General features: G+C 62.7%; 20 protein-coding genes. 12 read left to right on the top strand and 8 right to left on the bottom strand.

From position 1 onward, the window contains the following. Positions 1-73: 73 nt before the first annotated feature. Entirely contained in the window at positions 74-1738 is a 1665-nt protein-coding gene (locus M0D67_RS07320; RefSeq protein ID WP_266238333.1) for a bifunctional aspartate transaminase/aspartate 4-decarboxylase, read from the top strand. Between the two features lie 183 nt (positions 1739-1921). Then, entirely contained in the window at positions 1922-3151 is a 1230-nt protein-coding gene (locus tag M0D67_RS07315) for an alanine--glyoxylate aminotransferase family protein (protein WP_154566596.1), read from the top strand. Positions 3152-4058: 907 nt separating this feature from the next. Here M0D67_RS07315 and M0D67_RS07310 read toward each other — a convergent pair. Beyond that, complete coding sequence (locus M0D67_RS07310) at positions 4059-5270, bottom strand: MFS transporter (RefSeq protein ID WP_093636608.1); 1212 nt, start codon at positions 5268-5270, stop codon at positions 4059-4061. A 389-nt stretch (positions 5271-5659) separates the two neighbouring features. Here M0D67_RS07310 and xdhA point away from each other — a divergent pair, with 389 nt between their 5' ends. The 3 genes from xdhA (at position 5660) to xdhC (ending at position 10264) form a co-directional block, all read left to right on the top strand. After that, positions 5660-7189 (top strand): xanthine dehydrogenase small subunit, encoded by a 1530-nt coding sequence (gene xdhA, locus M0D67_RS07305; protein WP_266238330.1) that lies wholly within the window; start codon positions 5660-5662, stop codon positions 7187-7189. Between the two features lie 27 nt (positions 7190-7216). Then, on the top strand, positions 7217-9583 hold the full coding sequence (xdhB, locus tag M0D67_RS07300) for a xanthine dehydrogenase molybdopterin binding subunit (RefSeq protein WP_266238328.1): 2367 nt from the start codon (positions 7217-7219) through the stop codon (positions 9581-9583). A 114-nt stretch (positions 9584-9697) separates the two neighbouring features. Further along, positions 9698-10264, top strand: a complete 567-nt coding sequence (gene xdhC / locus M0D67_RS07295; RefSeq protein WP_233469136.1) for a xanthine dehydrogenase accessory protein XdhC — start codon at positions 9698-9700, stop codon at positions 10262-10264. 80 nt (positions 10265-10344) lie between these two features. Here xdhC and M0D67_RS07290 read toward each other — a convergent pair whose 3' ends face one another. The 3 genes from M0D67_RS07290 to M0D67_RS07280 all read right to left on the bottom strand — a co-directional run bounded on the left by M0D67_RS07290 (position 10345) and on the right by M0D67_RS07280 (position 13860). Beyond that, on the bottom strand, positions 10345-11325 hold the full coding sequence (locus tag M0D67_RS07290) for a LysR substrate-binding domain-containing protein (RefSeq protein ID WP_171929447.1): 981 nt from the start codon (positions 11323-11325) through the stop codon (positions 10345-10347). Between the two features lie 245 nt (positions 11326-11570). Continuing rightward, the gene (locus M0D67_RS07285; protein WP_266238324.1) at positions 11571-12215 is read right to left on the bottom strand and encodes a 2-hydroxychromene-2-carboxylate isomerase; all 645 of its coding nucleotides are present in this window, start codon (positions 12213-12215) and stop codon (positions 11571-11573) included. 166 nt (positions 12216-12381) lie between these two features. After that, positions 12382-13860, bottom strand: a complete 1479-nt coding sequence (locus M0D67_RS07280; RefSeq protein WP_266238322.1) for a TAXI family TRAP transporter solute-binding subunit — start codon at positions 13858-13860, stop codon at positions 12382-12384. Between the two features lie 709 nt (positions 13861-14569). Here M0D67_RS07280 and M0D67_RS07275 point away from each other — a divergent pair. Together M0D67_RS07275 and M0D67_RS07270 are read left to right on the top strand one after the other, a co-directional pair. Further along, positions 14570-14923: a BON domain-containing protein gene (locus M0D67_RS07275; RefSeq protein WP_154566978.1), complete on the top strand. Its 354-nt coding sequence runs from the start codon at positions 14570-14572 to the stop codon at positions 14921-14923. A 338-nt stretch (positions 14924-15261) separates the two neighbouring features. Next, a complete protein-coding gene (locus M0D67_RS07270) occupies positions 15262-15510 on the top strand; it encodes a hypothetical protein (RefSeq protein ID WP_154566979.1) in 249 nt (82 codons plus the stop codon). 10 nt (positions 15511-15520) lie between these two features. Here the strand turns inward: M0D67_RS07270 and M0D67_RS07265 are convergent, their stop codons facing one another. Next, positions 15521-16309, bottom strand: coding sequence for a sulfite exporter TauE/SafE family protein (locus tag M0D67_RS07265; protein WP_154566980.1), 789 nt, complete (start codon positions 16307-16309; stop codon positions 15521-15523). 156 nt (positions 16310-16465) lie between these two features. Beyond that, positions 16466-17383, bottom strand: a complete 918-nt coding sequence (locus M0D67_RS07260; RefSeq protein ID WP_266238319.1) for a LysR substrate-binding domain-containing protein — start codon at positions 17381-17383, stop codon at positions 16466-16468. A gap of 63 nt (positions 17384-17446) precedes the next feature. Here M0D67_RS07260 and M0D67_RS07255 point away from each other — a divergent pair, with 63 nt between their 5' ends. Further along, positions 17447-18349 (top strand): DMT family transporter, encoded by a 903-nt coding sequence (locus M0D67_RS07255; RefSeq protein ID WP_266238317.1) that lies wholly within the window; start codon positions 17447-17449, stop codon positions 18347-18349. A gap of 49 nt (positions 18350-18398) precedes the next feature. On the opposite strand, the gene M0D67_RS07250 is transcribed toward M0D67_RS07255, so the two are convergent. Beyond that, positions 18399-19076, bottom strand: a complete 678-nt coding sequence (locus M0D67_RS07250; protein WP_266238315.1) for a LysE family translocator — start codon at positions 19074-19076, stop codon at positions 18399-18401. Positions 19077-19255: 179 nt separating this feature from the next. Between M0D67_RS07250 and M0D67_RS07245 the strand changes: the two genes are divergently transcribed. The 4 genes from M0D67_RS07245 to M0D67_RS07230 all read left to right on the top strand — a co-directional run bounded on the left by M0D67_RS07245 (position 19256) and on the right by M0D67_RS07230 (position 24181). After that, positions 19256-20149 carry a LysR substrate-binding domain-containing protein gene (locus M0D67_RS07245; RefSeq protein WP_171926907.1) on the top strand — a complete coding sequence of 298 codons (894 nt, stop codon included), beginning with the start codon at positions 19256-19258 and terminating at the stop codon, positions 20147-20149. Between the two features lie 222 nt (positions 20150-20371). After that, positions 20372-21349: a hydroxymethylglutaryl-CoA lyase gene (locus tag M0D67_RS07240; RefSeq protein WP_266238312.1), complete on the top strand. Its 978-nt coding sequence runs from the start codon at positions 20372-20374 to the stop codon at positions 21347-21349. Next, complete coding sequence (locus tag M0D67_RS07235; RefSeq protein WP_266238310.1) at positions 21346-22617, top strand: CaiB/BaiF CoA-transferase family protein; 1272 nt, start codon at positions 21346-21348, stop codon at positions 22615-22617. Before M0D67_RS07240 ends, M0D67_RS07235 begins: the two co-directional genes overlap by 4 nt. 79 nt (positions 22618-22696) lie before the next feature. Further along, positions 22697-24181: an MFS transporter gene (locus M0D67_RS07230; RefSeq protein WP_266238308.1), complete on the top strand. Its 1485-nt coding sequence runs from the start codon at positions 22697-22699 to the stop codon at positions 24179-24181. A gap of 61 nt (positions 24182-24242) precedes the next feature. On the opposite strand, the gene M0D67_RS07225 is transcribed toward M0D67_RS07230, so the two are convergent. Continuing rightward, positions 24243-24383, bottom strand: coding sequence for a hypothetical protein (locus tag M0D67_RS07225; protein ID WP_166618355.1), 141 nt, complete (start codon positions 24381-24383; stop codon positions 24243-24245). Between the last annotated feature and the right edge of the window lie 158 nt (positions 24384-24541).

Genomic DNA, 24541 nt, shown 5'->3' with positions numbered 1-24541 from the left:
TCTTACGCCGGCGGCAACTGAACGTGTCCCTCGTGGCGCCGGCGTCATTCACTTGCACATTGGAGAACGCATCATGGCAAAAGAGAAAAGCGGCAAGAAACAAGGCGACATGGCTCAAGCCGGCTTTGCGGCGCTCAGCCCGTTCGAACTTAAGGACGAGCTGATCAAGGCCGCGGGCGGTGGCGCGGTAGAGCGTGCCGCCAACGCATCGATGCTCAACGCCGGTCGCGGCAATCCGAACTTCCTCGCGACGATTCCGCGCCACGGCTTCTGGCAGCTCGGACTGTTTGCGATGCGCGAGTCGGAGCGTTCGTTTGCGTACATGCCAGAGGGTGTCGGCGGTTTCCCGCGACGCGAAGGGCTGACGGAGCGCTTCGATCTGTTCCTGCGCGAAAACAAGGGCGTGCCCGGCATCGACTTTCTGCGCGGCGCGGTGTCGTATGTGCGCGATCAGCTCGGACTCTCCGCGGGCGACTTCCTCTATGAAATGTGCGAGGGCATTCTCGCATCGAACTATCCGGTGCCGGACCGGATGCTCAAGCTATCCGAACAGATTGTCGGGCAGTATTTGCGCAAGGAGATGATCGGCAACCATCCGTTCGTCGGCGAGTTCGACGTGTTCGCGGTGGAAGGCGGCACGGCGGCAATGACGTACATCTTCAACACGATGCGCGAGAATCACCTGATCAAGCCGGGTGACACGATTGCGCTGGGCCTGCCGATTTTCACGCCGTACATCGAAATTCCGCGCCTGAACGACTATCAGTTGAACGTCGTCAATCTCGAAGCCACGGTTGAAAGCGGCTGGCAGTATTCGAAGAAGGAACTCGACAAGCTGCGCGATCCGAAGGTCAAGGCGTTCTTCCTCGTGAACCCGAGCAACCCGCCTTCGGTAAAGATCGACGACGAGAGCCTTCAATACATCGCGGACATCGTCAAGGAACGCCCCGATCTGATTCTGTTGACCGACGACGTGTACGGCACCTTCGCCGACGACTTCGTCTCGCTGTTCGCGCTCGCGCCGAAGAACACCATCCTCGTGTACTCGTACTCGAAATATTTCGGCGCGACGGGTTGGCGTCTCGGCGTGATCGCGACGCATCGCGACAACGTGCTCGACAAGCTGATCGCCGAGTTGCCGAAGGACGCGAAGAAGGAGTTGCACGAGCGTTATGAATCGATCACGACCGAACCGGACAAGCTCAAGTTCATCGATCGGCTGGTCGCCGATAGCCGCACTGTCGCGCTGAATCACACGGCGGGTTTGTCGACGCCGCAGCAGGTGCAGATGGTGCTGTTCTCGCTGTTTTCGCTGATGGACACGCCTGACGCGTACAAGAACGCGTTGAAGCGCCTGATCCGCAAGCGCAAGCAGGCGTTGTACGAAGAGGTGGGCATTTCGTTCGAAGACGACGATCCGAACCAGGTCGACTACTACACGATTCTTGACATCGAGTTCCTCGGCGAGCGCATGTTCGGGCGCGAGTTCGTCGACTGGCTGCTGAAGAACACCGAGCCGTCGGAATTGCTGTTCCGCCTCGCGCGCGAAGCACGCGTGGTGCTGTTGCCGGGACGCGGCTTCGGTACGCAGCATCCGTCGGGACGGGTGTCGCTGGCTAATCTGAACGAGTCGGACTATCGGCAGATCGGCCGCGCGATGCGCAAGCTGATCGAGGAATACGTCGAGCGCTACAACGCGGCAACCGGCAAGAAGCTCGATAAGTCCAAGGTGAAGTGAGGCTTTAATTCACGCTTGATTTGTGCGGGATCCGCGCTGGAACTCGGCTTCGAGCGCGGTCAGGCATGGACAAAAAACTTGCGCAATTGTGCGGATCAGTGAATGATCGGTGAAGCGGCCCCGCCAGTGTCATTGCTGGCGGGGCCGCTTGTCCCTTTGCACTCTGACATTCACGTACCGATCATGCCGACTTCATCCACCTCTGCCGCACCGGTTTCCTACGCTGTGCCTTGTCCGGTTGTCGAATCGCTCGACGCCATTCTTCCCGAAGAGCCGTTGCTGATGATGGGCGCCGGCCCCGTGCCGATTCCCGCGGCGGTGGCCAAGGCCAATACGGTGGTGATCAATCACCTGGGCAGCACGATGGTGAAGGTGATTGGTCAGGTGAAGACCATGGCGCGCTACGTGTTCCAGACGAATTCGAAGTGGGTGCTGGGCGTAGCCGGGCCGGGTTCTGCTGCGATGGAAATGGCGATCTCCAACCTCGCATGGGAAGGCACGAAAGTGCTGAGCATCAAGAACGGCTTTTTCAGCGAACGGATGGCGGAGATGGGCCGGCGCGTCGGCGCGGAAGTTGCGATTCTCGACGTCGAGGACGGTACTGTGGCGAGTCTCGAAAGCGTGGCTGAGGCGATTCGCCGCGAGCGTCCCGAGATTGTGACGATCGTGCAGGGTGAGACATCCAACACCGTGTGGAACCATCAATTGAAGGAGATTGCGGCGCTTGCGAAAGCAGCCGGTGCGCTGGTCATCGTCGACGCGGTGTGTACGCTGAGCACGATGCCCTTGGAGATGGACGCGTGGGGTATCGATGCGGTCATTACAGGTGGGCAGAAGGGCTTGTCGTCGATCCCGGGTGTTTCGCTGATCGCGTTTTCGGATGAGGCATGGGCGCGGGTGAAGGGGCGCACGGCGCCGAATGCGCATTGGTGCCTTGATGCTTCGCTTGCGGAGAATTTTTGGCACAACGCGGGGTATCACTATACGGCGCCCGTGTCGGGGGTGCTGGCGTTGCACGAGGCGTTGCGGCTCGTGTGCGCGGAGACGCTTGAGAAGCGGTTTGCGCGGCATTTGAAGTGCTCGGTTGCGCTGCAGGCGGGGATTACTGCGTTGGGTTTGCAGTTGTATGCGCCGGCGCCTTGTCGTTTGAATTCGGTTGTTGGCATCGTTGTGCCGGAGCGATTGAGTCCTGCTGATATTTGCGGTCATATCTCGCGGCATCATCAGGTGGAAATCTCCGGTTCGTTTGGTTTGCCGATTGTGCGTATTGGGCAGATGGGCGAGCAGTGCCGGGAACATAACCTGTTCAGGACCTTGCATGCGCTTGGGCGGACGATGGTGGATCTTGGAGTTAAGGTTGAGTTGCCGGCTGGGGTGGCGGCGCTTGAGCGGGGGTTATCGGAAGGGAAGTGAGGTTTTTTGCCTTCGCGGCGCTTATTGTCAGTGTTCTTATGGCGTTGGCCTTTCCTTGAATTGGTAGTGGTCTATTAGCGTTGCCCCTGTGCGGGGCGGCACCTACTTTTCTTTGCCGGCTGCAAAGAAAAGTAGGCAAAAGAAAGCAGCTCAAACCGCTACTGCTAAGTGGGCACCATGGTTTGCGGTGGGTAGTGGTGCATTTGGAATCCGTGTTCTCGCGCGTTCAGCGTTAGTGACAAGGGGCTCATCAGTTCCCACTCCGCACTGCGTGCGTCGCGGACGGGTCTGCATGTGAAACCACGGGCTTCGGTTCGGGTCTGTGGGGCCGTCGGCTTTGCCTCGGCGACACGCTTCTGCACCCACGCGGGAACACCCGCTTCACATGATATGTCGGTGTGCTGACTACCGTCCTGGTCCCGATCACGTTCACAGTCGCTGCGGCAGCGGCGGTGGGTGGTTGCAGTTGCTGTTCCAATCACAATCGCGGCGGTGGTGGTGCAATGACGAGCCACGGTTCGGTAGCGAGACGCGAGCGTCAAAACGTAGCGGGGGTATGAAGTACTCTTCGGCGCGCGCAGCGCCGCCGGAAGTATGACTCCCTTGTCACTGACGTATGCAGGTGCACGAACACAGATTCCAGATGCACCACTACTCGTAGCAGGCCACGATGCCCACTTAGCATTAGCGGTTTGAGCTGCTTTCTCTTGCCTACTTCTCTTTGCAGCCGGCAAAGAGAAGTAGGTGCCGCCCCGCACAGGGGCAACGCTAATAGACCACTAGCAATTCAAGGAAAGGCCAACGCCCCAGGCAAACAGACAACAACCGTCACGCATGCCACTAACAATTCAAGGAAAGGCACCAAAGCCAGAGGCACGAACAACAAGCGCCGCGCAGGCAAAAAAAATCAGGTCGCCGCAGGCGCATTAGGCGCCCGTGAATTCCGCAAATACATCATCGTCGACAGCACGACTGCCATCGCGGAAGCGACCGCTGCAAACAGAAACACCTGCGCGTAGCCAAATTCGCCAGCGATATACCCGGCCAACGGCCCCGTAATCCCCAGAGAAAGATCAAGAAACACAGAATAAGCCGACAAAGCCGCCCCACGGCTAGCAGGCGGCACAAGCCCAACCGCCTCAACGCCAAGAGCAGGAAACACCAAAGCAAACCCAAACCCGGTCAACGCCGCCCCCGCGAGGGCAATATGCGGCTCCGGCGCCAACCACAACATCAACAACCCAGCACATTCAAACGAAAACGAAGCAATCGCGACCCGGAACCCACCGTAAGCCTTGATCGTATTAGCGAACAACAAGCGCGCACCGATAAACAACGTGCCGAAAACAGTCAACGACAAAGCCGCATTAGGCCAATGCCGCGCGGCATAAAACAGCGTAATGAACGTCGCAATCGACCCAAAGCCGGCCGAGCCCAACGCCAACCCAATCCCATGTGGCAGCACCCGCGTGAACACACTCCGATACGACATCCGCTCACCATGCACGATCGGCACCGGCGCGATAGGCCGCGCCAGATAAAACCCGAGCGCCGCCAGCAAAATCACCAGAACGCCCAACGCGGCAAACCCGATCGTGTGCGCAATCGCTACGCCAAGCGGCGCGCCAATCGCAAGTGCGCCATAAGTCGCGATGCCGTTCCAAGAAATCACCCGCGCATTGTTGCTCGTGCCCACCCGGCCGATGCCCCACAAAATCGCGCCAGTACCGCACAGGCTTTCGCCGAACCCGAGTACGAGACGGCTGCACACCAGCAGCCCCAAGCTCACCACGGGCCAGCGCCCGCACAACACCGCCAGCAGCAACAAGATCCCGCTCGCGCCGCAACCCAGCAGGCCGATTGTGACCGTCCGCTTCGGCCCTAACGTGTCGGCCGAGCGGCCGGCGAGCGGCCGCGATGCCAGCGTCGCCAGGTACTGAACGCTGATCGCCGCGCCGGCCAGAATCGCGCTGTAACCCAGATCGTCGTGGACGTAGCCAGGCAGCACCGCGAGCGGAATTCCGATCGTCAGGTAGCAAAGAAATGTGAAAAAGACGACCGGAATGATCTGCATGGTCGTCGCAAATTCGCTGCGCGGTGTCGCTGAGTCGGTGGACATGGGGAAAACGAGACTTGAAAACGGCGGGAAGGCGTGATTTTCCCATGGAACCGATTCCCTTGCAGGGGTTGCTTAATAATTTCGGTGCCTAAATAACGGTGCCGGATCGATATAGTGGTCCATTTTCACTCTGCACGAGCGGTCTTCCGATGCCAACCGGATGAATGCGCCCTGGTCGTCCGTGGCTGTAAAGCTACAATTTATCTAGAAATGCGGCAAAACAGCCAAATCAACATAAGCCAACCGAACCCCAAACCCATCTCTATATCGTTTCACGAATATGTCCCGCATGCGATCCCCGCTATGGGTTGTATTTATTGATGGTGATAGTTTTCGAACCATCATCGCAGCACGTCCCAACGGACACAGAACATTGAGAGTAACGAGACATGACTGAGCCGATTCGCTTCTACCACCGCAACGCGATCCGTGAGATCAAGGATGCGCCCGTCACCCGCACCGTCCTGCAGTATTTGCGCGAAGACGTGCATTGCACCGGCACCAAGGAAGGCTGCGCCGAAGGCGACTGCGGCGCGTGCACGGTCGTGATCGGCGAGCGCAACGAGGCGGGCGGCGTCGACTTCAAGGCGGTCAACGCCTGCATCCAGTTCGTGCCGACGTTGGACGGCAAAGCGCTTTTCACCGTCGAGGACCTGCGTCAGCCGGACGGCTCGCTGCATCCGGTGCAGGAAGCGATGGTCGAGTGTCACGGTTCGCAATGCGGTTTCTGCACGCCGGGTTTCGTGATGTCGATGTGGTCGCTGTATGAAAAGCACGGTCACGAACATAGCTGCGCGAACAAGACCGTGCCGTCGCGCGACGCGATCAGCAACGCGCTGACCGGCAATCTGTGCCGCTGCACCGGCTATCGTCCGATCGTCGACGCGGCCGTGCGCATGTTCGAAGCGCCCGCGCCGAAAGCGCCGGTCAATGTCGAAGCGCTGTCGAACGCGCTCGCCGCGCTCGAGCGCAAGGACACGTTCCATTACCAGCACGCCGGCCAGCAGTTCGACGCGCCGCGTACGGTCGAGGCGCTCGCGAAAATCAAGCAAGCCGAACCCGCCACGCGTATTCTCGCCGGCAGCACGGACATCGGTCTGTGGGTCACCAAGATGATGCGCGATCTCGGCAACATCGTGTATGTCGGGCAGATCGCCGAATTGCAGAAGCTCGAAACCAACGACGACTGGATCGAGATCGGCGCAGGCGTGAGCGTCGAAAAGGCCTACGCGGAAATCGCCAAGCAATATCCGGAACTCACCGAAATGTGGCAACGCTTCGCGTCTCTGCCGATCCGCAATGCCGGCACGCTCGGCGGCAATATCGCGAACGGCTCGCCGATCGGTGATTCGATGCCTGGCCTGATCGCGCTCGGCGCGCATGTGATCGTGCGCGGCGGCGAGATCGAACGCGAAATGCCGCTCGAGGATCTGTACCTCGCGTATCAGAAGAAGGACATGGCGGAGCACGAGTTCGTCGTCGGACTCAAGGTGCCGACCCGCACCGGCGCGCGCAAGAATCTGCAGTTCCGCACCTACAAACTGTCGAAGCGTTTCGACTCGGACATCTCGGCCGTGTGCGCCGCGTTCTCCTTTATCGCCGACGGCAACGTGATCCGGGAGCCGCGCATTGCGTTCGGCGGCATGGCCGCTACCTCGAAGCGCGCGACGCACGCTGAAGCGGTGCTGCGCGACGCCGAATGGCACGAAGCCACCGCGCAAGCCGCGATGCTCGCGCTCGGCAACGACTACGCGCCGCTTAGCGACATGCGCGCGACCAGCAACTACCGCCTCGAAGCGGCGAAGAACACCTTGTATCGCTTCTGGCTCGAAACGCGTCCGAACAATCCGCTGCCCAAGAGTTCGCTGGATGTTCGAGCAGTTGCCGCTGCTTGCGCCCCGGCCGGCGCGAGCGCCTGACGCCACAAGGATACGGAGAACACAAGAATGAATCAGCATGCCGAACCGTTCCTGAAAGACCTTCAGGATCTCGACGACTTTACCCAGGTCCACATCTCGCGCCCGCACGAGTCCGCGCATTTGCACGTAAGCGGCCGCGCCACCTACACCGACGACATCCCGACGCTTGCCGGCACGCTGCACGCCGCGCTCGGCCTGTCGCCGAAAGCGCACGCGAAGATCGTCTCGATGGCGCTCGACAAAGTGCGCGCCACGCCCGGCGTAGTGGCGATCTTCACCGCGGGCGATATCCCCGGTGTCAACGACGTGGGTCCGATCATCCATGGCGACGATCCGATTCTCGCGGACGGTGTCGTGCAATACGTCGGCCAGCCGATGTTCATCGTGGTCGCGACCTCGCATGAGATCGCGCGCCTCGCTGCGCGCCGCGCCGAAGTCGTCTACGAAGAACTGCCGGCCATTCTCACCGCGCAACAGGCCCGGGCCGCGAACCAGCACGTCTTGCCGCCGATGAAACTCGCGCGCGGCGAAGCCGATACGAAGATCGCCCGCGCCGCTCGTCGCGAAGCCGGCGAGATGCTGCTCGGCGGCCAGGAGCAGTTCTATCTGGAAGGCCAGATTTCGTACGCGGTGCCGAAAGACGACGACGGCATGCACGTCTACTGTTCGACGCAGCACCCGACCGAAATGCAGCACATGGTCGCGCACGCGTTGGGCGTGGCGTCGCACAACGTGCTGATCGAATGCCGCCGGATGGGCGGCGGTTTCGGCGGCAAGGAATCGCAATCGGGTCTGTTCGCCTGCTGCGCGGCGCTTGCAGCATGGAAGCTGCTGTGCCCGGTCAAGCTGCGTCCGGACCGCGACGACGACATGATGGTCACCGGCAAGCGCCACGATTTCCACTATACGTATGAAGTGGGCTACGACGACAAGGGTGTGATCGACGGCGTGACGGTCGACATGACCTCGCGTTGCGGCTTCTCCGCCGACCTGTCTGGTCCGGTGATGACGCGCGCGCTGTGCCACTTCGACAACGCGTACTGGTTGTCCGACGTAACGATCGATGGCTTCTGCGGCAAGACCAACACGCAGTCGAATACCGCGTTCCGCGGCTTCGGCGGTCCGCAAGGCGCGTTCGCGATCGAGTACATCATGGACAACGTCGCGCGTTCGGTCGGCGAGGATTCGCTCGACGTGCGCCGTCGCAATCTGTACGGCAAGACCGAGCGCAACCAGACGCCGTATGGTCAGGTGGTCGAAGACAACGTCATTCACGAACTGATCGACGAACTCGAAGCGACCAGCGAATATCGTGCGCGCCGTGCGGCGATCAACGAGTTCAACGCGAACAACGAAGTGCTGAAGAAGGGTCTGGCGCTCACGCCGGTCAAGTTCGGCATCGCGTTCAACGTGACCCACTTCAACCAGGCCGGCGCGCTGGTGCACATCTACACCGACGGTTCGGTGCTGGTGAACCACGGCGGCACCGAAATGGGCCAGGGTTTGAACACCAAGGTCGCGCAGGTCGTGGCGCATGAACTGGGCATCGGCTTTAACCGCATCCGCGTCACGGCGACCGATACGAGCAAGATCGCCAATACCTCGGCGACCGCTGCGTCGACGGGTTCGGACCTGAACGGCAAGGCTGCGCAAGGCGCCGCGCGCCAGTTGCGCGAACGGCTGTCGGCTTTCGCCGCCGAGCGTTTCGGCGCAGGGCAGGTGGCCGCGTCGGAAGTGCGTTTCGTACACGACCGCGTGGTGGTCGGCGAGATGATCGTGCCGTTCGAAGAAGTGATCGCGAAGGCCTATGTCGCGCGTGTCCAGCTCTGGTCGGACGGCTTCTACGCAACGCCGAAGCTCTACTGGGATCAATCGAAGCTGCAAGGCCGGCCGTTCTACTACTACTCGTACGGCGCGGCCGTGTCGGAAGTGGTGATCGACACGCTGACCGGCGAAATGCGCGTGCTGCGCGCGGACGCTTTGCATGACGTGGGCGCCTCGCTGAACCCGGCGCTCGACGTCGGCCAGGTGGAAGGCGCGTTCATTCAGGGCATGGGCTGGCTCACGACCGAAGAACTGTGGTGGAACACGGGCGGCAAGCTGATGACGCACGCGCCGTCGACCTACAAGATTCCGACCGTCAACGATACGCCGCCCGATTTCCGTGTGCGTCTGTTCAAGAACCGCAATGCGGAGGACAGCATCCACCGTTCGAAGGCGACCGGCGAGCCGCCGCTGCTGCTGCCGTTCTCGGTGTTCTTTGCCGTGCGCGATGCGGTGTCGGCCGTGGGTGACCACAAGGTCAACCCGCCGCTGAATGCGCCCGCAACCAGCGAGGAAATCTTGAAGGCAGTCGGCGCAGTGCGGGTGGCGACTGCGGCGGCGCGGCAGTAAGCGCGTGAGCCCTGGTCGAACCCTGGCGTGACCTCCGGGTCGCGCCATGAACCGCCTGAAAGTGGCCAGCTAAGGCAAATCGTGCAAATATTGAAACCAACTGGAATGATCGCCATGAACGACTTTTCTTCCGTTCAGATCGGCCGGCGCAGCGCCGTGCAAGCGCCGCGTCCGGCGCCGATGCACATCGTGCTGTTCGGCGCGGGGCATGTCGGCCATGCGCTCGTCACGCTGCTCGGCAGCTTGCCGTGCGTCGTCCAGTGGGTCGATGAGCGCGATGAACTGTTCCCCGACGAAACGCCGGCCAATGTGCAGATCGAAGCGACCGACACGCCCGATGCGATCGTCGACACGGCGCCGCCCGGCGCGTATTTCCTCGTGATGACGCATAACCATGCGCTCGACTTTTCGCTCGCCGCGCGCATCATGCGGCGGCGCGATTTCACCTACTTCGGCATGATCGGGTCGAAGACAAAGCGCGTGAAATTCGAGCGTCGTTTGCTGGATCGAGGCGTGGATCTGGATCGGCTGGTGGAGATGACCTGCCCGATCGGCGTGACCGGCATTGTGGATAAAGCGCCTGCGGCGATCGCGGTCGCGGTGTGTGCCGAGTTGCTGCAGATCCGTTCACGTCAAGCCGCGGCTCAGGCGGCAATGCAGAAGCTTTGCGCGAGCGTTTGAGTAGATAGAGCGAGGCGCCTGGCGTAAGGCGTTCAACGCCAGGCTCGTAACCTGAACTCCCCAGACTTCAAACCACAGCGTCAGCCCTCCGCGGCTGACGTTTCCTTTTTCGCCGGCCGTTTCGCGCGCCGCACCTTCTGCGCGATCAATTCATCCGACACTTGCGACATCAACGTACGCAGCCAGCCGACATCGCTCGGCCGATCCGGCTGAGGATGCCACAGTTGATAGCACTTGATGCGTGGAAACGGAATCGGCACTTCGACCACGGCGAGCGGCAGGATGCTCGCATAGTGCGTCGCGAAACGGCGCGTGGTCGTGAAGATCAGATCCGATTGCAACAGCGTTTGCGGCACGAGGCCGAAGTAGGGCAGCGTGGCGACGATGCGCCGCTCGGCGCGGGCCCTGGCGAATCCGATGTCGACGGCGCCGCCGCTTGCGCCGCTATAAGGCGTCGGCGCGAGATGCGGCGCGGCGAGATACGCTTCGCGCGTCATCGGCGTGCGTGCGAGCGGATGATCGGCGCGCATCAGGCACACCACCGTATCGGAGAACAGGTCACTGCGCTCGAAACGCGGATCAGGCTTCGGCCAGTTGCCGATCACCAGATCGAGTTCACCGGCGTCGAGCGCGGCCGAATGGTCGAGCATCGGGCTTAGCGAATCGATCTCCAGACGCGCATGCGGCGCCGCTTCGCGAAACTGCGCGATCACGGTGGGCATGAAGAAGTCGTTCAGATAATCCGGTGCCGCCACGCGGAAGGTCCGGCGCGAGCGGCCGGCGTCGAAGTCGCCATGCGGCGTCGCAACGAAATCGACTTCGCGCAGCACGCGTTGCGCCGAGGCCAGCAACGACTCGCCGTATTCGGTCGGCACCATGCCCGACTTGCCGCGCACGAGGATCGGATCGTTCAGCGTCTCGCGCAGTTTGCGCAGCGCGGTGCTGATCGCGGGCTGGGTCTGATTCAGACGCAGCGCGGTTTGTGTGACGCTGCGCTCGACGATCAGCGTGCGCAGCACGCGCACGAGCCAGATATCGAGGGAAGCGGCGGAATCGTCCATGGTTTAGGCGAGGCGGTGCAAGCAGGTCGGGCCCGGATGAAGCGTCGTACGGAGCCGCCCGCGAGCCAGATCGCGAGAGCGGGGCGCAAAGGTTATAACCTTAGGCCCGTTTGCGCTGTGGCGGCATAGCAGGCACGGTATGGCCAGCATCAGGACGGCCTTTTTGACGCCATCAAGTCAAAAAAGCCATGCATAGATATGAGCACGGCACGCCTGTCTGCACGAATATTACGTCTTGCTTTCGCTTAGTCGTCCGCGAAGCCTGAAGGCAGCGAACTGACCCGCTTCACTTCCTGCGAGTCGAGCCAGTTCGGCGTGCGTGCGCAATACAGCACCATAGGCAACGCGTCTTCGCCCCAGAACAATTGGTCGTTCAGAAAGAAGGTCGGCACGCCGTAGACGCCCAGACCGATTGCGTCCGTGGTGTTGCGCTGCAATTGCGCCTTCACTTCTTCATTCTTGATCAGTGCCGGGCCGTCCGGCTTGCCGACGCGCTCGCACAGTTCGGCGAATGCTGCATCGCTCGACGGATCGCGGCCTTCACGCCAGATAAAACGGAAAATCTCGCGGACGAAACTGATGTCGCCGTTCGCCGCGGTGGCGAGCAGGAGCGGTTTCATCGAGTCGAACGGATGGGCCGGCGGCATCTTGAACGGAATGCCGAGTTGCTCCGCGCGAAACAGCGCGTGACGGTACATGAAGGTGCGTTTGGCGGGCACGCTATAAGCGGGCCGCTGGCCCCAGTGGCGATACAGATCGTTCAGCACGACCGGCGTGAACGCGAAGTCGAAGCCCGGCCACTTGTCGTGTTGCTCGAGCAACAGGTAGGTGAACGGCGAGACAAAATCGTAAAACCACAGCGGTTGCCTGGCGTCGGTGCCTACGGTCATAAGTGTCTCCCGGATTGCCCTTTCCGAACGGTGTCGTCTGCTGGACCGTCGGAATTGTAATGATCTTACGCGGTGCAGCCGCCGCTTGCACCGGTCAATGTGGTTTTGGATCGGGATGGCCGATACGGGGGACGGCAAACTCGACCACGTGGGTCGAGACGGGTCCCTAGGCGTGGCGGCCGGCCGAAGGCTCGTCGGCTCCCCGCGCTTCAGGTGATTCCGTTGCGTCATCTGCTTCTGCTGCGCGCGCCGAAGCAGATGGCGGCGGCCCGTCGTCCGAGTCTCCCGCTACGTCGCGCTGAGCCTCGCGGCTATGCGTGAGCCGCTCGCGCACGAAGCCGATATGCTCGCGCAGCACGTAGAACTGATCCGCATAGGCGAGCGGCATTTTTAGCCCGTTCACCGATTCTTCGATCGCATCGAGCCGCTCGATCAGCGTGGCGCGTTCTTCGGCCGAGTATTCGCTGAGCGCGCTGCGCTCGATCGCGATCAGCGCGCCATACCAGCGGTAGATGCGCGATTTCACCCGCCACGTGTACAGCGACGGCACGACGCGCAGCGCCGGAATCAGCAGCACGATCAGCGGCACCACGACCACCAGCAGCCGGTCCGCGAGACTCGCCAGCCAGAACGGCAGGATCCGGTAGAGGAAGCCCTTGCCTGACTTGTAGTAGCGGGCGGCGTCGTCGCTGATCGGGAAATCGTGGGCGAGCGGTGCGGGGAATTCGCCGGCGCGCTGCATGATGTTTGCCTTGCCGTGGACCTCGCGTGCCGCTTCGATCAGCAGATCGGACAGCGCGGGGTGCAACGAGTCGCGCGCCACCAGTTCGGCGGTCGGCGCCACCATATGAATCGGCGTGGACGGCAGATTCTTGCCGAGGTCGAACGCGCCCATCGGCATCTGGAGCTGCGTCAGATACGGAAAACGACGGGTGTAGGCATCGGCCTGGGTGAAATCGTAGAACTGCACATTCGGCGTGCGATAGAGCTTGCCCATCACCGCCGGTTGCGCCGAATCGCCGGCCAGAAACGCCGCGTCGACTTTGCCGGTGACGAGTGCCTGGGCGGCGTCGTCGCCCGAGAGCGGCAGCAGTTTGGTCGGGCCGCCCGGCACGATGCCGTTTGCCTTGAGCAGTGCGAGCGCCAGTTCGCGCGTACCGCTGCCCTCGGCGCCGACCGCGAGGCGCAAGCCCTTGAATTCGGAGAGCCGCGCGATTGTCGGCCCGTGATAGAAGATCGCCAGCGGGACATAGGCCACGCTGCCGAGCGACATCAGGCCCTCGCTCGCCGGGCCGGGCGCGACCCCGTCCTGCACGAAGCCGACGTCGACGTTCGACTTCGGGTCTGAGAGCCGTTTGAGATTCTGCAGCGAGCCTTCCGAGGGCAAGACGTTCAGGGTGATACGGTTGCGCGCCAGAATTTCCTTGTACTTCTGGGCCGCATTCCAGAAGGTGCTGCCTTCGGGGCCGGCGCTGATCGTCAGCGTGCTGGGCGGGGCGGGCTGGATCAGGCGCACGGCGACCCAGATCGCCGCGACGGCGATCAGCAGGAGCGGTCCGAACGAGACCGCCAGATCGCGCCAGGAGATCGCGACGAAACGGGCGACGAGACGGGGAGGGCGTTTGCGGCCGGTGGCTGGCTTCATCGGATGACGTGACGGCTACGGTCGAAAGTGAACAGGATGACGGCGTTCTGCGGCGCGCGAACTGCGGCAAAGCGTTCGCGCCATGCCGGGCTGGCTGCCGTGCAAGGCACACAAGCCGCACAAACCGCGCGGCAGCGCGTCGCGCCGATGGTACCTGAGATTCGCGCGGCGGCGCAGCGTCCGGCCGGCGCGGGCGCCGTCAAACCCGTAACAAATCGTGAACGGCGCGTGAACGGTACATGAACGGCCGATGAACGTCCCATGAACGTCCCGTGAACGGCACATGACCAGTCGGCGAAGCACGCCCGAGCCAGAATATGAACGGCGCATGAACAAAACACGCCCGATGCCCCCTATGACAACCGGAATGCACCGCAACGTACGACTAAACCCTTTGCGCTTCTGGCGCGGCTAGATTAAATTGTCGTTCGCTGCCGCGAACAGATGTTTGCACAGCGTGACCCGGCACGACAGACAAGAACCGGGCGCGCTGGCGGACCTCGCGGCTTGCCGGCTCCCGTACCGCATTGCATGCGTGGCATCGCATGCGACTAACGGCGGCCGGCCTCTCTCGCCTCTCGCACACCGTGTCGCAGCCATAGTCGGCCGTCGCTGAGCCGCGCGTTGTCGCGTCCCGAATGGCCGCCGGTAGTCGTAACGAAGCCGCTTGTACATGCGGTCCAATGTGTAGCTAAGGAGAATAGAAACTATGAAATCGGTCGGTTTTCTGAAAACGCTGGGCTCGGTTGTGGCAATGGTGGTGGCGTGCAATGTGTACGCTCAGGCAAGCGATGCAACGGCTACGGGCACGACCGCAGCGCCGGCTGCAAGCGCCAAGGCCGGCAAGAAGGCTAATAGCCAACTGGGTCGCAAGGTGCGCGGCGCGCTTGCCAAGGCGCAAGGCATCGACGTCTCGAACATCGCCGTGCGTGCTCGTGGCGGTGCAGTGACTCTGACGGGTTCGGTGCCTGACCAAGGCCAGATCGACGCTGCCGGTGAAGCGGCCAAGGGCGTCGCCGGCGTGACGTCGGTGACGAACAAGCTGACCGTTGTGCAGCAGTAAGACGGTTGCAATGAGCAGGCCGCGATAAGCGGCCTGGCATAAGCGGCTTGCAACATGAGCACGAAGCGCCGGCAGGCGCGAAAGGCGGCAACAGGAGGTGCATGCGATTCGCTATCGCGCCATGCGCCATCGTGATGCATGCCAGTGCGGGGGCTCCGGCGAATAACCGGAGCTTTTTTTCGCTTTATTTTTCGTAGCGGTGATTTTTGAAACGGTGATGATGAGTTGGCCAGTGCCGGGCTGAACGCCGGTGCCGCAACAGCCCGTCTGTGTGCTGTGACACACTATCGACGCGGAGCGAAGCGTACTGTGATGCAAGCGGAACCGGAGTCAACGCCATGGAAACCACGCATTTGCGGTATACCGATCTGCCGATCAGCGATCGGGCGGCTTTCGAACTGGTATGTGCGCGGCACGGTTTTGCGCCGGCGCATTTCGACATCAGCGCCTGCCCGGACCCGGGCGATGCCGCACACGAGCGCCTTGTCACGGTTCGGCGCGGCGGCTGGGCGCAGTCATATCACGACCATCAGGGTCAATGGGTCAGGCAGTTCGAGACCGATCTCACCTGCCGGTTTTTCAAGTAGCGCGGCTACTTTATGACAGCACGAGGCGCACGCCGACCAGCGTGAGCGTGGCCGCGAGCACGTTGCGCAGTAGCGCGTCCGGTGCGCGCGACGACAGGTAACTGCCGATCGCGATGCCCGGCAATGATCCCACCAGCAGTGACAGCAGCATCGACCAGTCGACCGAGCCCAGCAGCCAGTGACCGGCGCCCGCCAGCAGCGTGAGCGGCACTGCGTGCGCGATATCGGAGCCGACGATGCGCGTGGTCGGCAGCAACGGATACAGCAGCAACAACACCGTCACGCCAATGGCGCCCGCACCCACCGACGTCAGCGACACCAGCACGCCCAGGATCGCGCCGGTCAGCATGGTGAGCGCGAGCGTACGCCCTTGCCTCGGCGCACGCTGACGGCGCGCGCCGAGCGCCGCGAGTTGCGGCCGGAATACCAGCGCCACGGCCGTGACCAGCAAAGCGGCGCCGAGCACGATCTGGATCAGGCGGCTCGCGCCCGGCGTGTCCATCCCGTACCGATGCAGCAGGATCAAGGTGATGGTTGCCGCCGGTACGCTGCCGGCCGCGAGACGCAGGGTGATCTGCCAGTCGACGGAGCCTTTCAGGCCGTGCACCAGCGTGCCGGTCGCCTTGGTGGCGGCCGCGTACAGCAGATCGGTGCCGACCGCGGTGGCCGGATGTACGTTGAACAGCAGGACCAGGATCGGCGTCATCAGCGAGCCGCCGCCGACACCCGTCAGTCCGACCAGAAAGCCGACGAACAGGCCGGAGACGGAGTACAGCAGATCGATGTGGGGAAGAGCCATTGAGCAGACCGCTGACGGTCGGGTGGGTTGAACAGGTTAGACGGCAAGGCCGGCGCACACTCGCCTTCGAGCGCCGGCGCATCTCGGCGACAGGCGCACGACGGCGCGGCGAAAGCCGCTATTGTCGCAAAACTGCCGCGCTTGCGTACGAAGTTGCTACGACACGCCCTGCTGGGCCGCCTGCATCCGGTCGATCAGCGCCAGCACTTCGGGCCGGCTCTCGCCCTTTGCATGCACGAAGTAATAAGTCAGTGGCGAGGCGACTTCGTGGCGGCTCACCCGCACGAGGCCGCTTTTGCGCAGATACGCATCGGCGACCGGCACGCGTGCCAGCGCCACGCCGAGTCCCGCTTCGGCGGCGGCCAGCACCAGTGTGTAGTCTTCGAAGCGCCGGTCCTGCGTGCGCGGCTTCAGCGGAATAGCCAGCGCGCCGAACCAGGCGCGCCAGCCGGTCACATCCGAGTCGTGCAGCAGCGGCACATCGAGCAGCGCGGCGTCGCCATGTTTATGCCGCTGCTTCGCGAGGCGTGCGGCGAGCGCGGGATGCGCGACCGGATAAAGCGTCTCCGGCAGGAAAGGTTTGACCTCGAGCTGACGCCAACTGCCGCGCCCGTAGCGAATCGCCAGATCTGCTTCGCCGCCGGCGATGTCCACGTTGCGATGATCGATATCGAGCTGTATGCGCAGCGCCGGGGCGGCGCTCTCGAATGCCGCCTGGCGCTCGAAGAACCACAGTTTGGCGAACGCCGGCACCACGCTCAGCTTGACCAGTTGCGGGCTGCGCGGCAAGCGCCATTGAACCGCGGCGCTGTCGATGATGCCGAACGCCTGCTCGATACGCCCGACGAAACGCTGCCCGTCCGGCGTCAGCCGCACGCCGCGCGCATGGCGTTCGAACAAGGTCATGCCGAGCCAGTTTTCGACCGCGGCCACTCGCCGGCTGATCGCGCCGTGCGTCAATCCGGCGACCTCGGCAGCGGCGAGAAACGAGCCTTCGCGGGCGACGGCGCAGACGGTTTCGAGGCTTGCGAGCGGCGGCCGCGCCAACGAGGTCTGTGAGGAGGTGTGAGCCATTTTCACATCACGATGTTCATTTGTGCGCTAGCTTAGCAGCTCGCGGCGCGGCACCATCTGAGCATGAACACACTCACTTCGTCTCCATCGCCCCGTTCCGAGCGGCAGCCGCTGCTGGCGGCAGGCGCGGTCGCCTTCACCATCGTGTCCTGGGCGTCCGCCTTTCCATTCATTCGCATCGGCTTGCAGGGTTTGGCGCCTTTGCCTTTGGCGGCGGCGCGTTTCGCCACCGCGGCGCTGCTGGTGATCGCATGGCTTGCCTATCGACGCCCGCCGTTGCCGGCATGGCGCGACGGTCTGCGTTTCGTGCTGTGCGGTTTTCTCGGCATCGCGCTTTACAACGCGCTGCTCAACACCGGCGAGAAAACGGTGGCGGCAGGCGCGGCGAGTTTCATCGTCAATACGCTGCCGATTTTCACGGCGCTGCTGGCGGCCGTGTTCCTCGGCGAGCGATTCAATCGTTGGGGATGGCTCGGTTCGTTAGTCAGTCTCGCCGGCATCGCGGTCATTGCGCGGGGTCAGCCCGGCGGCCTGACGCTCGGCGCGGGCAGTACGCTGATTCTCGGCGCGGCGCTGTGTTCGGCGAGCTATTTCGTGCTGCAGCGGCGCCTGATTCCGGTCTACGGGGCACTGACGTGCACCGCCTACACGTTGCTGGCAGGGGCGGTGTTGCTGGCGCCGTGGCTGCCGGGCGCGTTGAGTTCGCTTGGCAGTGCGCCGCACGGTACGTTACAGGCGGTGCTGGTGCTCGGCGTATTTCCGGCGGCGCTTGGTTATGCAACGTGGACGTTCGCGCTCGGCTACTTCGGCGCGGCGCGCGCGGCCAATTTTCTGTATCTGACGCCTGCGGTGGCGACGGCGTTGTCCGCCGTGCTGACCGGCGAGCGTCCAGGTCTCGCGACGCTATGCGGTGGATTGATGGCGATTGCGGGTGTGGTACTCGTGGCGTTGCGGGGGCGCTCGTGAGTCACAAGGCGCATCGTTGAGGGCCCTTGTGCGGTCCTGCTAACCCTCTTCAAAGCGCGCGGCGAATCTCGACGATACCGAACGTCGCCAGCGTGAATCCGACGATCCGGTCGATCGCCACGCGCAGCTTGCTGCCGATCGCATGGCGCGCGAGCGACACCACGGTCACGAGAAAACACCACCACGCGATCGAACCGCAAAACACGCCGCCTACAGTGGTCAACGCGATGCTCGATGAAAACGCGCCACGCGGTGCGAGCGTCGTAAACAGCGCGGCAAACATGATGACGGTTTGCGGATTGGTCAGCGTGAGCAGCAATGAACTCGCATACGCGCGCAGTGCGCCGGCGCGGCCCACCTGTGCGAGCTTGCCGTTGCCGTTGCCGTTGCCGTTGCCGTCGCTGTTGCCGTTGCCATTGCCGTTGGCCGCATCGGCGGGCGCTTTTTGCAGCAAGGTACGCACGCCGAGATAAAGCAGGAACAGACCGGCGAGCAGATGCAGGGGCCGGTCGTAGGCGAGCATGAACTGCGAAATGCCGACAAGGCCGAGTGCCGCGATCAAGCCATAAACCGCATCGCCGGTCGCAATGCCGAAGCCGATTGCGAGCCCAGCGCGCGGACCGCCCGTCAGCGTGCGGCGGATGCATAGCATGCCCATCGGGCCGACCGGTGCGGCAATCGCGAGGCCGACGCCCGCAGAGGTGACGAAGAGACTGGCGGTGGACATGGGAAAGCCTTGGTCGGTTGTTCTGATTGCGCAGTTTGACACACGATTCGCGGTCACAACCTGGCGCGCGATCGACGACGCAAACCGGCATGCCGGCCGTGGATACCCTGGGATGGACTTGGCGGCCGCCTTCCTCGGGCATAATTTTCTCACTTCAAACACCCAGGGCGCGCCCGTTCATGTGGCAAATCGATCAGGTGACGTTGCGCTTGTTCATCGCCGTCTGCGAGGAAGGCACGATCGCGCGGGCGGCCGAACGTGAGTTCATCGCGCCGTCTGCGGTCAGTAAGCGGCTCGCCGATCTCGAAGCGCTGGTCGACGTCGCGCTGCTCTCGCGCAGCCAGCGCGGCGTGCGCGCGACTGCCGCCGGCGAAGCGCTGCTCAGGCACGCGCGGCTCATCATGCGCGGCCATGAACGCTTGCAGGCGGAGCTCAGCGAATACGCGGCCGGCGCGCGCGGTCATGTACGGGTGCTGGCGAATGTGTCGTCGATGGTCGAGTTTCTGCCCGAGGCGCTATCGGTGTTTCTGAAGGCCAATCCGCAGGTTCGTGTCGATGTCGAAGAGCGTGTCAGCGCCGAGATCGTGCGCGGTCTGGAAGAGGGCGTGGCCGATCTGGGCATCTGCCGCGATGTGGTGCCGATGGGCAGTCTCGATGTGCTGCCGTATCGCTCCGATCATCTCGCGCTGATCGTGCCGCGCGATCATCCGCTCGCCGGTGAAACTGCGGTTGGCTTTGAGCAGACCCTGGCGTTCGATCATCTCGGGCTCGCATCGAATGCATCGGTGAATGCGCTGATGCAACGCATTGCTGTTGAAAAAGGCAGCGAGCTCAACTATCGAACCTATGTATCGACCTTCGACGCCGCCTATCGTTTTATCCAGGCAGGCCTTGCCGTCGCGATCCTGCCGAGCGAGGCGCTGCCCAAACATGCCGCTGACGAATACGGCATCGTCGCCGTGCCCTTGCGCGAAGCATGGGCGGAGCGGCGCTTCGTGATCTGTATGCGCGACCGCAAGGCGCTGACGCTGACGGCGGCGCATTTACTCGACCATCTGCTGCGCCTAGGTTGAGCGCCGGCTCCTGGCTGCCTCGGAGCTCCCTCTGAAAAGCCCTTAAGGGTTTCCCCTTTGCGACGGCGCACGCCCGTCCCGCATGCCACCGCGGCCATCGCGAGCGGCGATGGAGTGCGTCGTCAACGCAGACTTTGCCGTACGGTCGCGCGCGGGCACGCTGTCACTCAGTTGCTTCTTTCCCTGCATTCCACGCAAGACTCAAGACCGGGATTCAAGACCATGAATGACACCCAGGAGCGCGTCGTCGTGACCGAAGTCGGCATGCGCGACGGCCTGCAAAGCATCGCACGCACGATGCCCACCGAGTTCAAGCGGCGCTGGATCGACGCTGCATACGCGGCCGGCGTGCGGCATATGGAAGTCGCGTCGTTCGTGCCGGCGAAGCTGTTGCCGCAAATGGCCGACGCCGACGAAGTGATCGCCCACGCGCTCACCTACGACGATCTGATCGTGACGGCATTGGTGCCGAACCTGAAGGGCGCGCAACGTGCGCTCGAATCCGGCGTGCATCGGATTGTCGCGCCGATTTCGGTGAGCACGGCGCATAGCCTCGCCAATGTCCGCAAGACGCCGGTCGAGATGATCGAGGCATTTGCCGCGATGCGCGAGCTGATCGATAGCGCGGCTAGCGCGAACGCGCGGCGCGTGGAACTGATCGCAGGATTATCGACCGTGTTCGGCTGCACGCTGCAAGGCGCGGTGCCTTACGCCGATATCGCCGCGATTGCACGCGCAGCCTTGCAGGCGGGCGCCGATGTCATCGCGCTTGGCGACACCACCGGTGAAGCGACGCCGCGCCAGGTCGGCGAAATCATCGAACTGGTGCGAGAGGTTGCGGGAAACAAGCTGCGCTCGCTGCATTTCCACGACACGCGCGGTCTCGGTCTCGCAAACACGTTGGTCGCGCTGCAGCACGGCATCCGTGAATTCGACGCGTCGCTGGCTGGCCTTGGCGGCTGTCCGCATGCGCCGGGTGCGACCGGCAACGTGAACACCGAAGACCTCGTGTTCATGCTCGACAGCATGGGTTACGACACCGGCATCGACCTCACCCGACTTATCGCGTCGCGCGACGTCCTCGCCGACGCGCTCCCCGGCGAACCGCTGTACGGCTATCTGGCGCGGGCCGGTTTGCCGAAGCAGTTCAGTGCCGCTGCTCAACGTTTTGAACCTTCCGAATCACGGGTGTTGCAATGAATCCGCTTTCTTCCACGTCTGCTGCTTCCGCTTCTTCTGCATCTGCTTCTGCTACATCTGCGTCTTCAGCAGAGCAACAGGGCGCGTTGCCGCTTGCAGGCATTCGCGTGATCGAGCTGTCGCATATGGTCATGGGGCCAACCTGCGGGATGATTCTTGGCGACCTCGGTGCTGAAGTCATCAAGGTCGAGCCGCCGCGCGGCGATGGTACGCGTCGTTTGCTCGGCACCGGTGCGGGTTTTTTTCGTACCTTCAATCGCAACAAGAAGAGTGTCGCGCTCGATCTCGATAGCGAAGCCGGACTGGCCGCGCTGCACAAGCTCGTCGATACCGCGGATGTATTCGTCGAGAACTTCAAGCCGGGCCGCATGGCGAAGCTGGGCCTCGATTACGCGTCGCTTCGTGAGCGCAATCCTAGGTTGATCTATGTCTCGCACAAAGGCTTTCTTAACGGTCCATACGAGCACCGTCTCGCTCTGGACGAAGTCGTGCAGATGATGGCCGGCCTCGCCTACATGACGGGACCGGTGGGCCGGCCGTTGCGCGCGGGCAGTTCGGTCAACGACATCATGGGTGGCATGTTCGGTGCGATCGGCGTGCTTGCCGCGCTGCACGAACGGCATACGAGCGGACGCGGCAAGGAAGTACAGAGCGCGCTGTTCGAAAACTGTGTGCTGCTTTCCGCGCAACACATGCAGCAGTTCGCCGCGACCGGTGTGCCCGCTGCGCCGATGCCCGAGCGCATCAGCGCGTGGGCCGTCTACGACGTGTTCAGGCTTGCCAACGACGAGCAGATGTTTATCGCCGCGACCGGCGACGGTCAGTGGCGCGCGCTGTGCGCGATTCTCGATCGCGCCGACCTATTGGCTGATCCGCGCCTCACGACTAACAACGACCGCGTGCTGGCCCGCGAGTGGTTGTTGCAGACGCTCGGTGAAACCTTGAGTCGTTTCGAAGGCGCGGCGCTCGTGCCGCAGTTCGAACGTGACCACATTCCTTTCGCGTCGATCACGAAACCCGAGGACCTGTTCGACGATCCGCATCTGAACGAGAGCGGCGGCCTCGCGCGATTGACGCTCGATGACGGAAGCGAAACCGCGATGCCCTTGCTGCCGATTTCGATGGATGGCGCTCGTCTGCAACCGCGCTCGCCGATCGCAAAGATCGGTGAGCACACCGCCGACGTGCTGCGCGGTTTGGGCTACGACGAAGCGCAGATCACGGCGTTGGGCGGCGGCGTAGCGCAGACGCCGCGAGAAGCTGCGTGAGGGTAGCGGTGCGCTCGATGCGTCAAACGTAGTCAATCAATCTCATCCGGCGTCAGACCGGAAATCATGGAGACGGACGATGAAATCGTCGAATCATGTGGTGTATGCGACAGCGGTCGGCGATGCCGGCACGCTGGGTGGTTTGCCCTCAGGCGCCGGTGCATCGGCAAGCGGCCGCGCAGAAGAGATCGCGCTGAATGGCGCGCGCATTTCCGCGCGGCTCGATCGCTTGCCCGCCACGCGCTCGATCTGGCAACTGGTGATGCTGCTGAGCCTCGGGCTCTTCTTCGAACTGTACGACCTGATGTTCTCCGGCTACATCGCGCCGGGCCTCGTGCGCAGCGGCATTCTCACAGCGACGACGCACGGTCTGTTCGGCACCAGCGGCGTGGCGAGTTTCATCGCGGCCTTATTCGCAGGCCTGTTTATCGGCACGGCGGCATGCGGTTTTCTCGCCGACCGTTTCGGGCGGCGTGCGATCTTCACATGGTCGCTGCTGTGGTACACGGCGGCCAACATCATCATGGCGTTCCAGGACACGGCGCTTGGGCTCAACCTTTGGCGCTTCATCGCGGGGATCGGCATCGGCGTGGAGATTGTGACGATCGGTACGTACATCTCCGAGCTCGTGCCGAAACATGTGCGAGGACGTGCGTCGGCCTTTTCACAGGCAGTTGGTTTTTGCGCGGTGCCGATCGTCGCGTTTCTATCGTATTTGCTGGTGCCGCACCGTTACTTCGGCCTCGACGGCTGGCGCCTAGTCGTGCTGACCGGTGTGGTGGGTGCGATCGTGGTGTGGTGGATCCGCTTGCGTTTGCCGGAAAGCCCACGCTGGCTCGCACAGAAGGGCCGCATCGAGGAAGCCGACGCCGTGATGAAGCGACTCGAAGCACGCGTGGAACGAGAATATGGACGGCCCTTGCCGGAGCCGGCGTTGCCTGAACCGGTGCGCGCGCGTGCGGCGTTTCGCGATCTGCTGGTGCCGCCGTATCGCAAGCGCACGCTGATGCTGATCATTTTCCACGTGTTCCAGACGATGGGTTATTACGGCTTCGCGAACTGGATTCCGACGTTGCTGATCAAGCAGGGCATTACCGTCACGACGAGTTTGATGTACGCGAGCATCATTGCGATTGCGGCGCCCCTTGGACCGTTGCTGGGGATGCTGATTGCCGACCGCTTCGAGCGTAAGACGGTGATTATCTGCATGGCGGCGGTGAACGTCGTGTGCGGGTTGCTGTTCAGCCAGGCACGGGAGACGGTATTGCTAGTGAGCTTGGGCGTGTGCCTTGTGCTGGCGGGCAACATTATTTCTTATAGCTATCACGCATATCAGGCCGAGCTGTTTCCGACCAGTATTCGAGCGAGGGCAGTGGGGTTTGTTTATTCGTGGAGCCGGATTTCGGCGATGTTTTCCGCGTTTGTGATTGCGGGATGCCTGAACCGCTTTGGCGTGAACGGGGTGTTTGTGTTTATTTCGGGGGCGATGATGATCGTCATGCTGGCCATCGGGACGCTTGGGCCGAAGACGCGGGATGTCGCGTTGGAGGATATTTCGAGGTAGTGCGGGTGGTTGAGGTGAGGCCCGCCTGGCGGGGCGGGCTTGCTGCTTGGTTGGTGCTGCCTTAGTGTTTCTTTGGCGTTGCCGAAACGGTCGGCGCCACGCGGATCGGCGGCGCGCCCGAGGGCGTCGTGGCCGGTGTGGGTTTTTTGGCCTGCTTCGGTTTCTTTACTTCGCGGTTACTGCGCATTTGACCTTTTGCCATGATGGGCTCCCCAGTAGGCTTTTATCGCTCCGCGAGGGAGCAGTTGGATAGTGTGCGCTGAAATTTGGGTTTATGGGAGGGATTTGGGGTTTTTTTGCCTGCTCGGCGCTTGTTGTCAGTGTTCTTAGGGTGTTGGCCTTTCCTTGAATTGTTAGTGG

The sequence above is a fragment of the Paraburkholderia sp. SECH4 genome, assembly GCF_030511745.1.
Lineage (GTDB): Bacteria > Pseudomonadota > Gammaproteobacteria > Burkholderiales > Burkholderiaceae > Paraburkholderia > Paraburkholderia madseniana.
This window is presented reverse-complemented; position numbering and strand designations above follow the sequence as displayed.